Here is a 12,873-nt window from a genome sequence, read left to right on the forward strand (position 1 = left end):
AGTAAGGCAGACGGGTGTAAAAACGTGAGTTTAGCGGAAGCCTAAGGCGCCGGCCGCGTTTCCGGCAGTTCGGTGCCGGCGTATTTGTCGAGCAGCGCCTCCGCGATTGCTTCGGTTTCGGCGTCAGGGTTGCCCGCGTAGTCGCGCGGACGGAAGTGCATCTGGAACGCGGCGAAGACCCGGCGCGTGCGGTCGTCGAGCACGCCGTCGGTCGCGATCTCGTAGCCGTAGCGCGCGAGCTTCCGCCGCAGGCCGAGCACATCGACTGGCGCGGCCGGATCGCGTCCGGCAAGATGCGCGCTGACCGTCGGGGCGTCCGGCCACGCACCGACACCCGCATCGTAGAGCGGCTTCCACGGAAACAGCGGGCCGGGATCGATCTTGCGTTGCGGGGCGACATCGCTGTGACCGACGACGCGCGTCGGCGGAATGTTGTAGCGCGTGACGATGTCTTTCGCGAGACGGATCAGCGCGTCGACCTGCGCCGGCGGATACGGCTGCCAGCCGCGACCCTGCGGTGTGTCAACGGGTCCGAGGTTGACATTCTCGATGCCGATCGACGCGGCGTTCAGTTCAGTCGTGCCCTGCCAGTAGCTGACGCCTGCATGCCACGCGCGCTGGTTTTCCGGCACGAGCTGAAAGATCACGGGTTCGCCATGCTCGATGTCCGGTGCGTCTGGAACGACGTAATGGGCACTGACGCCCTCGGTCGTCAGCACGCGCAGCGACTTCGCTTCGTCGATTTCCGTGTAGTGCATCACAAGAAATCGCACGCGCGAGTCGGCATTCTGCGCGTGCCAGCGCGTGTCAGCGAGGTAGGTGCCGCGATCGATCGTGGTGGTCGTGCAGGCGGCAAGAAGGATCGCGCCCAGCCCGAGCGCCGCGAAGCGTGTGAGGTGCAGGAGACACCCGCGGCTTCTGTCGATGAAATTCATATCACGGCACAGTCAGGCGCTTAAGGTCATCAGGTTTTAGTAAGCGCCCCACGCTGCCGCACGGCTTCGAACAGGCACACGCCGCTCGCCACGGAAACATTGAGGCTTTCGACGCTGCCGGCCATCGGAATATGCATCACGACGTCGCACGTATCGCGCGTCAGACGGCGCATGCCTTCGCCTTCGGCGCCCATCACGATCGCGACCGGACCGTCGAGTTTCGTGTCATAGAGTTCCGCCGACGCTTCACCGGATGTCCCGACAATCCACACGCCCGCGTCTTTCAGCTCGCGCAGCGCGCGTGCAAGGTTGGTCACCGTGATGTACGGCACGGTATCGGCCGCGCCGCTCGCCACTTTCGCGGCCGTCGCGTTGAGTCCAACCGCGCGATCGCGCGGCGCGATCACCGCATGCGCGCCAGCCGCATCGGCGACACGCAGACAGGCGCCGAGGTTATGCGGATCGGTCACGCCATCGAGCACGAGCAGGAGCGCCGGCCCGTTGATGCCGTCAAGCAGTTCCGCCAGGTTCTGCGCCAGCGGCAGGTCGCCCGCACGCGCCACGACGCCCTGATGCCGTTCCGTATGCGCGAGGCCCCACAGACGCGTTTCGTCGGCGGCAATCAGACGCGCGCCCGCTTCCTTCGCCACATGCAGGAACTCCGTCATGCGACGGTCCTTGCGCGTCGCGTCGTAATAGACCTCTTCGACCGACGATGCGTCGTGCCGCAAACGCGCGGTCACTGCGTGGAAACCGTATAGAACCTTGAGACGTGACATGACTGGACAACCTTTGATTGAGCGAAGCTGCGTTGCGCTTCGAATGCGCCTGTGAACGCGCGTGAATGGCACGTCGACAGAGTGCGTGCTGAAAACGAAAAACAGAAAACGGAAACCCGTAACCGGGAGCCGGAAAAACAGACAACGCGCAACCGGCATTCGATGATGAGCCCGTTGCGCGCTGCACACTACTTTCGGCGCATCGACCTTCTGCTACGCAAAAGGTCGATCCCGCCTTAACGCTTCTTGCGCGCCTGCGTCTTCGATGCAGGTTTCGCCGACGATGACGAAGCACTGCGCTTTCTCGACGCGCCGCGCGCATCGCGCGCTTCCTTCACCGCCGCACTCGCTGCGGGCGCGGCTTTCTTGCGACGGCCACCTTCGGCTGGCGGCAGCGAACGCACACGCGGACCGCCATCCGCACCTGACTTTTCGGAGATCACGGGTCGGCTCGACGGCGCCTTGATCGGCGTATCGCGCACCAGACGGAAATCGATCTTGCGTGCATCGAGATCGACGCGGCTCACCTGCACCCGCACGCGATCCGACAGACGGTAGCGAATGCCCGTACGCTCACCGCGCAGTTCGTTCTTGATCTCGTCGTACTGGAAGTAGTCGGAGCCCAGTTCGGTCACATGCACGAGGCCTTCGATAAAGAGCGCATCGAGCTGCACGAAAATGCCGAACGACGTCACGCCGTTCACCATGCCGCCGTACTCTTCGCCGAGCTTGTCGCGCATGAAATAGCACTTGAGCCATGCTTCGACATCGCGCGACGCTTCGTCGGCGCGCCGTTCGTTCGCCGAGCAGTGCAGACCCAGCTCTTCCCAGATCGCGGTGTTCGAACGGTTGCGATTGCGCTTTTCGTCGTCGGCCTGCTGCATTGCCCGTGCGCGTGGCGACAGCGCCGTGTTCAGCGTGACGCCATGCGGCGCGCCCGGCTGATACTTGCGGCCCTGCAGGACCGCGTAGATCGCGCGGTGCGTCAGCAGATCCGGATAACGACGGATCGGGCTCGTAAAGTGCGCGTACGCCTCATACGCAAGCCCGAAGTGACCGATATTGTCCGGGCTGTAGACGGCCTGCTGCATCGAGCGCAGCAGCATCGTCTGGAGCATCTGGGCATCGGGCCGGTCGCGGATCTGCGCCATCAACGCGGCGTAGTCGCTTGCGTGCGGCGTGTCGCCGCCGCCGAGCGAAAGACCCATGCCGCGCAGGAACGTACGCAGGTTCTCGAGCTTTTCAGCAGTCGGCCCGGCGTGCACGCGGTAAAGACCCGCGTGCTTGTTGCGCTTCATGAAGTCGGCTGCGCAGACGTTCGCCGCCAGCATGCACTCTTCGATCAGCTTGTGCGCGTCATTGCGGGTGCGCGGCACGATCTGCTCGATCTTGCCCTGCGCGTTGCAGACGATGTACGTCTCGGTCGTATCGAAGTCGATCGCGCCGCGCTTCTGGCGCGCGGTGAAGAGCGACTTGTACACGCCATGCAGGTTCTGCAGCTGCGGCAGCAGCGCCGCGCGGCGCGCCGCCTCAGGACCCTTCGTGTTGGTCAGCACCGCGGCGACTTCGGTGTACGTCAGGCGCGCAGCCGAATGCATCACGCCCGGATAGAACTGGTACGCCTTGATCTCGCCGCGCGCGGTGATGACCATATCGCACACCAGCACGCACCGATCGACGTGCGGATTCAGCGAACACAATCCGTTCGACAACTTCTCCGGCAACATCGGAATCACGCGACGCGGGAAATACACCGACGTACTGCGCTCGATCGCATCGACGTCGAGGCCGCTATCCGGATGCACGTAATGCGAGACGTCCGCAATCGCGACGATCAGGCGGAAGCCCTCGCCGCGGCCGACCGTGATCGGCTCGCAGTACACGGCATCGTCGAAGTCGCGCGCGTCTTCGCCGTCGATCGTGACGAGCGGCACATCGCGCAGATCCATGCGATGTCGGATGTCCGACGGACGCACTTCGTCTGGCAGCTTCGCGGCATCATCGAGCGCGGCCTGGCTGAATTCGTGCGGTACGCCGTACTTGCGCACGGCGATTTCGATTTCCATGCCCGGATCGTCGATGTCGCCGAGCACTTCGACCACGCGGCCAAGCGGCTGCGAGTGACGGCTCGGAAAATCCGTCAGCTCGACGACCACCACCTGCCCGACCTTCGCCTTTTTCGTGTTCTGCGTGATCAGGATGTCGTGGCCGATACGCTTGTCTTCGGGCGCGACGATCAGCGCGCCGTTCTCGTTCAGGAGACGCCCGATCACGCGACGGTTCGCGCGATCCGTGACCTCGACGATATGACCTTCGGGCCGGCCGCGCCGGTCGTAACCGACGATGCGCGCAAGCACGCGGTCGTTATGCATGACCTTCTGCATCTCGCCGGTGGGCAGGAACAGATCGTCCTGACCGTCATCGCGGACAAGAAAGCCGTAGCCGTCGCGATGGCCCTGGACGCGGCCTGCGACAAAGTTTGACGGATGGGTCAGCTGATAGTGGCCGCGCTGGTCGAGACGGATCTGCCCGTCGCGCTCCATCGCCGCGAGGCGCTTGAAAAAACCTTCGCGCTCCTGGCGCTTGATCGACAGTGCCTCAGCGATGTCATTCGCGGCGAGCGGCGTTTCGCTCGTGCGCAGCACGCCGAGAATTTCTTCGCGGCTCGGAATCGGATACGGATATTTGCTCAAGGGCTTGTCGATGATTTTTTCTCGTTGCGTGGACATCGGTCGATGATGCGCTTCTGTGCTGCGCCTGCAATTCAATGCCAGTTACTGCGTTGCCACTGCCTTGACGCGGTTCGTGCAGATTGCCCGGCGGGCGCGTTCCCCGTGCCAACGAACTTCTGCGGGGCATTCTAACATCCGTCTCGCGCGCCACGCGGCCCTTGCAGCCTTGCGCGGCAAGGCGCTGCCGCGTTCGCGCCGGGCTGTCGCAAAATGCTTGACACGATTATTCGGCCCGCTATAATTGCGTTCTTTGCTGCACACCCACCTGCCCAGGTGGCGGAATTGGTAGACGCACCAGGTTCAGGTCCTGGCGGTGGCAACACCGTGGAGGTTCGAGTCCTCTCTTGGGCACCAGATTCAAAAGAAAACCGCCTTCGGGCGGTTTTCTTTTTTTGTGAAAGCCTTTCGCCTGTTTTACGCCGCGTTCGAAGCGGTTTAATTCAGGGTTTCAGGGTTTCAGGGTTAAAAGCGGATGCAGTAATGCGGGTTGTAATTGATTGTGTCGTTCTGATTGACACAGTGCATCAACCCGTTAAAATAGCGATCTAGCTTGAGATGTGCCCAGGTGGCGGAATTGGTAGACGCACATGGTTCAGGTCCATGCGCCGCAAGGTGTGGAGGTTCGAGTCCTCTCCTGGGCACCAACAGTTGTTCCGGCGCAAGCTGAAGAAGTCCGAGAAACCCCGTAAGATCAACGTCTTACGGGGTTTTTTGTTGCCTGCAGTTCCTGTGCGTTCCACTGGCATCGACTATTTTTGCGTATACACGGAATCGAGGTGCCAAGCCATGCCCAAACGCGTCGAACCCAAGTCCGAAGTGGTGTTTCGTGTTGCCAAACCCCGCGAGCGCCCCTATCTGCTCACGGATGGGAATGGGCTCGCCTTACGCGTCTGGCCGGATGGAAGCAAGACCTGGCTGCTCCGCTACCGACGACCGAGCACGGGCAAGGAGAACTTCCTCAGCCTCGGCCCCTACCCCGATATCACGCTTGTTGATGCGCGACGGTCGGCCACTACCGCACGCAATCTCGTACGCGAAGGCATCGATCCGGTTGCATATCGCCAGGCCGAGTCCATCGCCCGCAAACGCGTGGCCGAAGGCGCCTTCCATCTCGTGGCCCAGCGCTGGCTCGACTTCAAACGCAAGGAATGGGCGGACGAAACCTACCGGAAGGCGGAGTTTGTCGTGCGCGAATACCTGACTCCCGCACTCCGCAACAAGCCCATTTCGACGCTTGCCACGCCAGAGGTCAAGCCCGTACTCGAAGCGATTGCCTCTCATGCGCCCAGGCTACCGCCGATTTTGGGCGCCATGCGCAACGTACTTCCACTAGATAAACATGGTCGCCGCCGTACTAACCTTGCGCTTGTCAACAAGCGCTCTCGCGTCGGTCGGTATTTTGTTGCGTATTCCGATAATGTGATCACTCAGACCAACGAGAATATGGCGAACTTTTTTCGTGGCCGGCGGAATAGCTCGCCGTCTGGAGCGGAGTTGAGAGGCTGAGAAGCCTTCACTGTTCTGCTATTTTGGAATTTTGCATAAAAGAAATGGCCTCGACACTGGTATGTTTGGGACTGTTGCGTTTTTCGGGCAACCGGCGACAGTAGTTCAAGGCTTCCAGCCGAATTCTGCGCAACAGAAACGGCCACGCATGCGACGCAACGGTTGCTGCTGGTTTTTCCTTGCAAAACATTACTCAGGCGTCGATAACCGCTGACACTGGCCATTTTCTTTGTCCCGCAACGCCGCACCGTAAGTGCCAAGAATCAACATTTTTGAATGTGCTTCTCCGAAGTTGACCCGCTTGCAAGGCCGCCACTTGGCTACCAGGCGCGCTGGGATGAAAGAGGTTGTCAACGGGTCCGCTTTTAGAATGCTCGCCGGCCCATACTCGACTACGTCAGCCCCATGATATGGCGTCCGAGAAGGGACCCGTTTGGGTCACCCAGAACTCGCTTCCCGCTGTCCGCTTTCGCAGCGGCATGAGACCTCCGCCGAAGACTCATCGGCCCCGCACGGCGCCACAGGGACTTTGGGAACAACGTCCACCGCTTGGCAAGGGAGTTCTGTTTCGACAGGTTCGATGATGGCAGCCAGACCAGTCTCCAATCTGACATGGCGTTCGAACAAGGCGAGAAGTTCAGGGCGCAGTCCGTCGCCGCGTTGTGCTGCAAGAGCGTGAAGCGAGAGAAATGGCAACATGGTCGAACTCCAGTCGATGAAAGACAGGCGAGCGCGATGAGGATGAAAGAATTAGCATGTCGGGCGCCTGCGAGATAGGTGTGGTTCGGACGCGCCGCGCGTCGTCCGACGACCTCGGCTAGTGCGGGATCGAATGCTCAAGCTAGCGCAGCAGATCGGTACAGGCACTCCGTTTCTTGCTGTTCAATTGCGATGAACGGACCGGCAAGCGACAACCGCTCGTGCCTGCTGCGCTGCGTCACATGAAGAACCCAGCCAACGCACGAGCCACTGCGACAGCGTCATTTTCCATGGGAATGTGGCCCGCCTTGGGAATCCGGACAAGCTGCGTGTTCGGGATCTCTTTGGCGAAGCGCTCCGCTTGCTCGACGAGCTGGAAGCTGTCGTCTTCGCCCCAGACGAGCAGCTTTGGCGTCTGCGACGCGCGAAGGCGCGGCAACAACTCCATCGTGTAACGATTGTCCGCGGCACCGGCAAAGGCAAGCCACGACCGTGCAACGCGCGGGTCCGTCCAGGGTTCGAGATACTCGGTCACCTCGCTTTCCGTTGTTGGCCTGGCCAGTGCCGTGAGGACTGACTTGCGACGGGCAGCAAGGATATCCTCCGTCGTCGTCGCAGCGGCCACCGCCGGATCGCGGAACCGGGCAACGCCGGGCACCGGCCACGAATCGAACATCACTGCATTGACGAGTGCGAGTTTGCTGACCTCTATCTTCCCATCGACCAGCACCTGCTGCGCAATGCCCCCGCCAATGTCGTGCCCTGCGACGCCCACCGGTCCCACGATACCGAGCGCATCCAGGAAGCGCGGCAGCCAGGCCGCCAAAGCGGGAATCGAGGCATCCGCAATCGTCAGCTCGCCACCCGAGCGGCCGGAGCCAGGGAAATCTACCGCGATGGGGCGTAATCCGGCGGCGGCCAGGTCGTCTAGCACCGGCTGCCATACCCGGCTCCAATAGGTGCCGTGCAGCAACAACAAGACGGATCCTGCCGGGTCGCCAGCGCTCAGGTAGCTGACCGGTACGCCAGCCACGTCAACAGTTCTTCGTTCCATGGTGAAAATCCTCCGTTGCAGCCCGTGGTGTCGGGCGATCGAGGTGCCCGGCCGCCGCCGCGCATAGGCACATCTTCGTTCGTGCTTTCGCGGCATCCGAAAATTCGCACATAACGAATACGCTTAGCGAATGAACTGCTTTACGTAGTCGGCGCCGAGGCCGATCTCTTCGTAATGCCTGCGAGCCGCTTCGATTTTCGTGAACACATCTTCGTATCCCACTGCCGTGCCTTGGGGATCGACGTAGGTGTACCCGCCCGTGACGTGGAACCACGTGATCATCTCTTTTACGTCCTCGGGCACGTACAAGGTGTGCGTCTCGCCTGCCGGCTCGTGTGCGTAGCCACCCTGCTCCGCAACCCAGTCGTGCTCGAGGTAATACCATCTGCCTTTCAGAACGATCGCGTGCACAGGCCCGGTATGGCGGTGGCGCGAGAGCACGCCGGACTGGCGCACTCTAAGCAGATTGACGTAGTAGCCCTGGCTGGCGCTGAGAAGCAGCGGCTTGAACGAAACAGTCGGCGTCATCGGCACCCAAAGGTTATCGTCCTCCAGCCATTTGTCGAGCATGCCCAAATGCACGATGTCGGGTGACATGTCAGGAGGTTGAGGCAGCTGATAAGGGATAGCACGCTCATCAGGCTTTCTTGCAGTTGTGCTGGTCATGCTACGGGACCTCCATAAGATATCGGCGCACCGTGCGCACGGGTCAGGCGGCGGACTTTACCGGCATCGTCCACTCGTTGCCCTTCATGAACGGATCGTACTGCGTATGTACGATGTGGTTTGTATAGTTGCTCATGACCTTCGTGGCAACTCCGAGTATCACTTCAAGCACGTTCTGGCGCGTGAAGCCGGCGGCGAGAAATACCTCGACATCTGCGTCAGAAGCAAAGCCGCGTTCGCGTACGACAATCGTCGTGAAGCGATGCAGGGCTTCAAGCTTCGGATCAGGCAGAGGCTCTCCATCGCGCAGCGCGGAGATGACAGCGGGATCCATCTTGATCATCCGGGCAAGTGCCGAATGGCCGGCCATACAGTAATGGCAATTGTTTTCGAAGTTCGAGGTCAGGTAGACGACCTGCTGCTCATGCGGGGTAAGCGTGCTCCTGGCAAAGAGGTCCCAGAGGGCGGAGTAGCCGGCAAGGAGCTCGGGCGATTCGGCCATGTGAGACTGGAGATTCGGCACAAAGCCAAAGGTCTTTTTCGCGTCTTCCAGGGCGGGTTTCGAAGCGGCCGGTGCGGTCTCAATCGTGTACGACGGGAACGTGCTCATGATCTTTTCCAAACGGGAAATTCGTGGTATCCAGATGATGCGCGCGGCGTCACGCCGGCAGAAGACCTTCGAGGCACATAACATCCATTCCTGGCAGGCATAAGACGTTCAATGCGCCCGCCACGCCTGATGTCAGTCAGATTGCGCCAGAAAGCGGCAGCACATTGAGAAAGGTCGGCTCCGAGCCGGCGCTCCGGAAAAAATGGGTGCTCTCACCGTGCGGGAACAGAATGTCAGATATCGTCAGCAGTATGCGAATATTCGTCCGCGTGGTCGAAACCGGTTCCTTCACCGCCGTCGCGAAAGAGAACAACGTGACGGCTGCGCAGGTTTCGCGTGCAGTCACGGCGCTGGAGCAACAGTTGCAGACCGTCGTGCTGCATCGCACGACGCGACACCTCTCTGTCACCGAACCCGGTGGACGCTTCTACGAGCGCGCCAAGGCGATTCTCGCAGCCATCGACTCGGCAACCGACGAGGCTCGCAGCGCAGGCGTGTCTCCAACAGGCAGGTTGCGGCTGCATTGCGCGCCAGGCCTCGCGCAGAGCATGGTGGCCGCGGCGTTGACCAGTTATCGGAACGCGTACCCCGATGTCTTCGTCGAACTGAAGATCGAACAAAGCATGCCCAATCTGGTCGAGGAGGGGTATGACCTCTCGCTGATTTCTGCCACGGAGCTTCCCGACTCCGTGTACGTCGCGCAGCCGCTCGGCGCGGCGTACGCAGTCATGGTGGCCTCGCCGGACTATCTGAAACGGCACGGCACGCCACGCACGCGCGACGAACTAAGCGCCCACACGTTGCTGATGCTCGAATCGCCCGTGTCGCCGCCCGACGAATGGCATATCGAAAGCGAAGCGGACGTTCAGATCTGGAAGATTGCGAAGTCGCCGCTCCAGGTCAATGTCCCCGATGTGATGCGGGCAGCGCTCCTCCTGGGGGCCGGCATTGGCACACTCGCGACTTACACCGCCGTTGACGATCTTGTCGACGGCAAGCTCGTACGCGTGCTCCCGCACTGTCGTCTCAGGCCGTTCACCGTGTTCGCGGTCTACCCCTCGCGCCGCTATCTCGATGCCAAGGTGCGCACGCTGCTCGAGCACCTGCGCTCGACGCTCTCGTCGTCCTTGAATAACGCAATCGAGCGCATCGAGGCGCTGGCCCGCGCGGATTCGCTGCAGACCTGAAGCCCTGCGGCGCGGGCCACGCAACGCGGATGGCTTTCTCGACCCCGGTTTGCGGCTGCCGCGGCCCTGCCGCCTGACACTGCCCGCGGCCGCCACTCAAAAGGCACGCATGCGGATTCCGTGCAGCGCCATCAAAAATCTTTATCTGCGCCACCGGCTTAATTGCGCGGATACCGCCCGATAGACTGATTCCCAACCGGTAGACGTTCACCCCATTGAACGCGCTGACCGGATCTTTTCTTGGAGAATCGATCATGAAACGCGTCCTCATTGCTTCACTGCTCACGGCCACGACGGCCCTCCCTGTCGCAGCCTTCGCTCAATCCGGCGTCACGCGCGCGCAGGTACGGGCAGAGCTACTCGAACTGCAGCAGGCGGGCTATCGCGGCACGACGTCCGACGCCACGTATCCGTCCGAACTGCTCGCCGCGCAACAGCGCGTCGCGGCCCGCAACGTCTCGCACGCGGGCGGCGCAGCCGACAGCGGCTACGGCGCACCGGTGTCCGGCAAGACTTCGTCCGGCAGCCGCACCGCCCCTGCCCCCGCGATCCCGGGTTTGCAGCCCGTCTATTTCGGGAGCTGATCATGAGCAATCTCGAGGTCACGCATCACACGATTACGGCGAACGGCATCCGCCAGCACTTTGTCGAGGCGGGCGAAGGCGCCCCCGTCGTCCTGCTGCACGGCTTTCCGGAAACGCACTACGCATGGCGACACCAGATCCCCGTGCTCGCGCAGCACTACCGCGTGATCGCACCGGATCTGCGCGGCTACGGCGAAACGGAAAAGCCCGCCGGCGGCTACGACAAGCGCACGATGGCGAACGATCTGCGTGCGCTCCTGCGCGAACTGTCGATCGAGCGTATTGCGCTCGTGAGCCACGATCGCGGTGCGCGGGTCGCGACGCGCTTTGCGAAGGACCATCCGGAGGTGGTCGATCGCCTCGTCGTCATGGACAACGTGCCGACGCGCATCGTCGCCCAGTCAATCAACGCACAGATCGCGCGCGCATATTGGTTCTTCCTGTTCCATCAGGTTCCCGATCTGCCGGAGACGCTGATCGCGGGCAACGAGCGTGCATGGCTGCGACACTTGTTCTCCGACTGGTCCTACAACCCGCACGCGATCTCGGGCGAAGCGTTCGAGACCTACGTTCGCGCATACGAAGCACCGGGTGCCGTGCGGGGCGCAATGGCGGACTACCGTGCCAACGCGGTCGATGTCGCTCACGACAAAATAGACGCCGATGTGCTGATCCAAGCCCCGACGCTCGCCCTGTGGGGCGCGGAGTTCTACGCGGTAGGCAAGTTGTTCGACATGCCGAGCGTGTGGAAAGGCATGGCGCGCGACGTCGTCACGCACGCCATTCCGCGTGCCGGCCATTTGCCGCATGAAGAACAGCCGGAAATCGTCAATCAACTTCTGGTCGACTTTCTCAAGGACTGGAAAGGCTGAAGCCAATCCGTCGCGAGCACGGCCAGCCATGGCGTGTTCGCGACGCTTCGTCCGGCCTGCACACAGGGTAACCATCATGACTTCCGAAATCGTAAGTGCGCTGATCCCATTCCTGTTCTCGATGGGAGCGGGATATTTTGCCGGGAGAATCAAAAAAGGAGCGCTGCCGCTGTCGTCGATCAATACGATGCTCGTCGACTATGCGCTGCCGTTCGCTCTTTTTCTTTACACCGCGAAGATGCAGCGGACGAGTCTTGCGCAACATGCCGTGCTGATCGCGGTGCTGGTCGGCGTGATGCTGGTGCCCTATTTCGCCTCGTTGCTGGTTTCGCGCGTGGTGTTCAAATCGGATCTCGCCCACGCCGCCGTGAGGGCCGTCACGATCGGCATGCCGAATTTCGCGTCGGTGGGCCTGCCGTTACTGCGTGCGGTGTATGGCCCCGAAAGCGACCTTACGGTCGCCATCGCCGTCACGACGGCGGCAGTCGTCATGTCGCCCGCCGCGCTCATTCTGCTCGAACGTGCGCGTCCTGCGGCGCCCGTCTCGTCGAACGAGTCTCAGGGAATGGATGGATTGTTAGCCAAGGCATTGCGCAACACGTTCCTCAAACCGGTCGTACTCGCTCCGATTGCAGGTGTACTCGCATCGGTCTGCGGGTGGACGTTGCCGGATTTGCTATCCCAATCGCTCAACATCATTGGCAGCACGACGGCCGGTCTGGCGTTGTTCTCGACCGGGCTTGTGCTTGCGGCGCAGCCGTTCAAGCTCGACGCGCAGGCGGGTTTCGGCGTTTTGTTGAGTAACGTCGTGCAACCGCTGATTGCACTGGCGCTCGTCAGCCTGCTAGCCGTGCCGAAAGCTATCGCTGGACAGGCGATCCTGCTCGCGGCGATCCCCTGCGGGTCTTTCGGCATTCTCTTTGGCTTGCCGTACGGTGTCAGCGACGCGTCTGCGGGAACGACGCTTGTCGCTTCGAGCCTGCTATCCGCCGTGACGCTGAGCGGCACCATCGTCTTGCTGGGGCACCTGTAGCGCGCCGCAGTCGTCGTGCTTGAAAGCAGGTCTGTGTGACGCGATCACGCGAACGATGACGCTCCCCATGAAAAATCGCCCTTCTGCGAACGTGTCGATATTCCGCCCGGGAATGAAGTCTATTGCCCGAGCCTGTCTTCTGCCCTGCCGCAAATGCATCGAAAATTCCGCCATCCCCTGCACTTGATTCGCAGCCTGTCGTTATCGCAAGTAGCG

The 12,873-nt window shown here is 61.6% G+C and carries 11 protein-coding genes and 2 tRNA genes; 7 read left to right on the plus strand and 6 right to left on the minus strand.

Features of this window, described 5'->3' with window-relative positions:
- Window positions 1–41 precede the first annotated feature (41 nt).
- The 3 genes from P3T21_RS14260 to rnr all read right to left on the minus strand — a co-directional run bounded on the left by P3T21_RS14260 (window position 42) and on the right by rnr (window position 4,443).
- Window positions 42–935: an N-acetylmuramoyl-L-alanine amidase gene (locus P3T21_RS14260; protein WP_429256571.1), complete on the minus strand. Its 894-nt coding sequence runs from the start codon at window positions 933–935 to the stop codon at window positions 42–44.
- A gap of 29 nt (window positions 936–964) precedes the next feature.
- A complete protein-coding gene (gene rlmB / locus P3T21_RS14265; protein ID WP_429256572.1) occupies window positions 965–1,714 on the minus strand; it encodes a 23S rRNA (guanosine(2251)-2'-O)-methyltransferase RlmB in 750 nt (249 codons plus the stop codon).
- 236 nt (window positions 1,715–1,950) lie between these two features.
- Window positions 1,951–4,443: a ribonuclease R gene (gene rnr / locus P3T21_RS14270; protein ID WP_429256573.1), complete on the minus strand. Its 2,493-nt coding sequence runs from the start codon at window positions 4,441–4,443 to the stop codon at window positions 1,951–1,953.
- A 270-nt stretch (window positions 4,444–4,713) separates the two neighbouring features.
- Here rnr and P3T21_RS14275 point away from each other — a divergent pair.
- The 3 genes from P3T21_RS14275 to P3T21_RS14285 all read left to right on the plus strand — a co-directional run bounded on the left by P3T21_RS14275 (window position 4,714) and on the right by P3T21_RS14285 (window position 5,952).
- Window positions 4,714–4,800 (plus strand) — tRNA-Leu (locus P3T21_RS14275).
- 205 nt (window positions 4,801–5,005) lie between these two features.
- A tRNA-Leu gene (locus tag P3T21_RS14280) sits at window positions 5,006–5,090 on the plus strand.
- A 142-nt stretch (window positions 5,091–5,232) separates the two neighbouring features.
- Entirely contained in the window at window positions 5,233–5,952 is a 720-nt protein-coding gene (locus P3T21_RS14285; RefSeq protein ID WP_429256574.1) for an integrase arm-type DNA-binding domain-containing protein, read from the plus strand.
- Window positions 5,953–6,889: 937 nt separating this feature from the next.
- Here the strand turns inward: P3T21_RS14285 and P3T21_RS14290 are convergent.
- The 3 genes from P3T21_RS14290 to P3T21_RS14300 all read right to left on the minus strand — a co-directional run bounded on the left by P3T21_RS14290 (window position 6,890) and on the right by P3T21_RS14300 (window position 8,981).
- The gene (locus P3T21_RS14290) at window positions 6,890–7,705 is read right to left on the minus strand and encodes an alpha/beta fold hydrolase (protein WP_429256575.1); all 816 of its coding nucleotides are present in this window, start codon (window positions 7,703–7,705) and stop codon (window positions 6,890–6,892) included.
- Between the two features lie 123 nt (window positions 7,706–7,828).
- Complete coding sequence (locus P3T21_RS14295) at window positions 7,829–8,371, minus strand: 2,4'-dihydroxyacetophenone dioxygenase family protein (RefSeq protein WP_429256576.1); 543 nt, start codon at window positions 8,369–8,371, stop codon at window positions 7,829–7,831.
- Window positions 8,372–8,414: 43 nt separating this feature from the next.
- Window positions 8,415–8,981: a carboxymuconolactone decarboxylase family protein gene (locus tag P3T21_RS14300; RefSeq protein WP_429256577.1), complete on the minus strand. Its 567-nt coding sequence runs from the start codon at window positions 8,979–8,981 to the stop codon at window positions 8,415–8,417.
- A 251-nt stretch (window positions 8,982–9,232) separates the two neighbouring features.
- Here P3T21_RS14300 and P3T21_RS14305 point away from each other — a divergent pair, with 251 nt between their 5' ends.
- The 4 genes from P3T21_RS14305 to P3T21_RS14320 all read left to right on the plus strand — a co-directional run bounded on the left by P3T21_RS14305 (window position 9,233) and on the right by P3T21_RS14320 (window position 12,657).
- The gene (locus P3T21_RS14305; RefSeq protein WP_429256578.1) at window positions 9,233–10,168 is read left to right on the plus strand and encodes a LysR family transcriptional regulator; all 936 of its coding nucleotides are present in this window, start codon (window positions 9,233–9,235) and stop codon (window positions 10,166–10,168) included.
- Window positions 10,169–10,422: 254 nt separating this feature from the next.
- Window positions 10,423–10,752 carry a DUF4148 domain-containing protein gene (locus P3T21_RS14310; RefSeq protein WP_429256579.1) on the plus strand — a complete coding sequence of 110 codons (330 nt, stop codon included), beginning with the start codon at window positions 10,423–10,425 and terminating at the stop codon, window positions 10,750–10,752.
- 2 nt (window positions 10,753–10,754) lie between these two features.
- A complete protein-coding gene (locus P3T21_RS14315) occupies window positions 10,755–11,624 on the plus strand; it encodes an alpha/beta fold hydrolase (protein ID WP_429256580.1) in 870 nt (289 codons plus the stop codon).
- 76 nt (window positions 11,625–11,700) lie between these two features.
- On the plus strand, window positions 11,701–12,657 hold the full coding sequence (locus P3T21_RS14320; RefSeq protein WP_429256581.1) for an AEC family transporter: 957 nt from the start codon (window positions 11,701–11,703) through the stop codon (window positions 12,655–12,657).
- The last annotated feature ends 216 nt before the right edge of the window (window positions 12,658–12,873 follow it).

It is taken from the genome of Paraburkholderia sp. GAS334, from assembly GCF_050436625.1.
GTDB lineage: Bacteria > Pseudomonadota > Gammaproteobacteria > Burkholderiales > Burkholderiaceae > Paraburkholderia.

Bases quoted from the DNA above. Each gene is read 5' to 3' on its own strand.
- P3T21_RS14260 (WP_429256571.1), bottom strand. From the start codon at position 935: ATGAATTTCATCGACAGAAGCCGCGGGTGTCTCCTGCACCTCACACGC.
- rlmB (WP_429256572.1), bottom strand. From the start codon at position 1,714: ATGTCACGTCTCAAGGTTCTATACGGTTTCCACGCAGTGACCGCGCGT.
- rnr (WP_429256573.1), bottom strand. From the start codon at position 4,443: ATGTCCACGCAACGAGAAAAAATCATCGACAAGCCCTTGAGCAAATAT.
- P3T21_RS14285 (WP_429256574.1), top strand. From the start codon at position 5,233: ATGCCCAAACGCGTCGAACCCAAGTCCGAAGTGGTGTTTCGTGTTGCC.
- P3T21_RS14290 (WP_429256575.1), bottom strand. From the start codon at position 7,705: ATGGAACGAAGAACTGTTGACGTGGCTGGCGTACCGGTCAGCTACCTG.
- P3T21_RS14295 (WP_429256576.1), bottom strand. From the start codon at position 8,371: ATGACCAGCACAACTGCAAGAAAGCCTGATGAGCGTGCTATCCCTTAT.
- P3T21_RS14300 (WP_429256577.1), bottom strand. From the start codon at position 8,981: ATGAGCACGTTCCCGTCGTACACGATTGAGACCGCACCGGCCGCTTCG.
- P3T21_RS14305 (WP_429256578.1), top strand. From the start codon at position 9,233: ATGCGAATATTCGTCCGCGTGGTCGAAACCGGTTCCTTCACCGCCGTC.
- P3T21_RS14310 (WP_429256579.1), top strand. From the start codon at position 10,423: ATGAAACGCGTCCTCATTGCTTCACTGCTCACGGCCACGACGGCCCTC.
- P3T21_RS14315 (WP_429256580.1), top strand. From the start codon at position 10,755: ATGAGCAATCTCGAGGTCACGCATCACACGATTACGGCGAACGGCATC.
- P3T21_RS14320 (WP_429256581.1), top strand. From the start codon at position 11,701: ATGACTTCCGAAATCGTAAGTGCGCTGATCCCATTCCTGTTCTCGATG.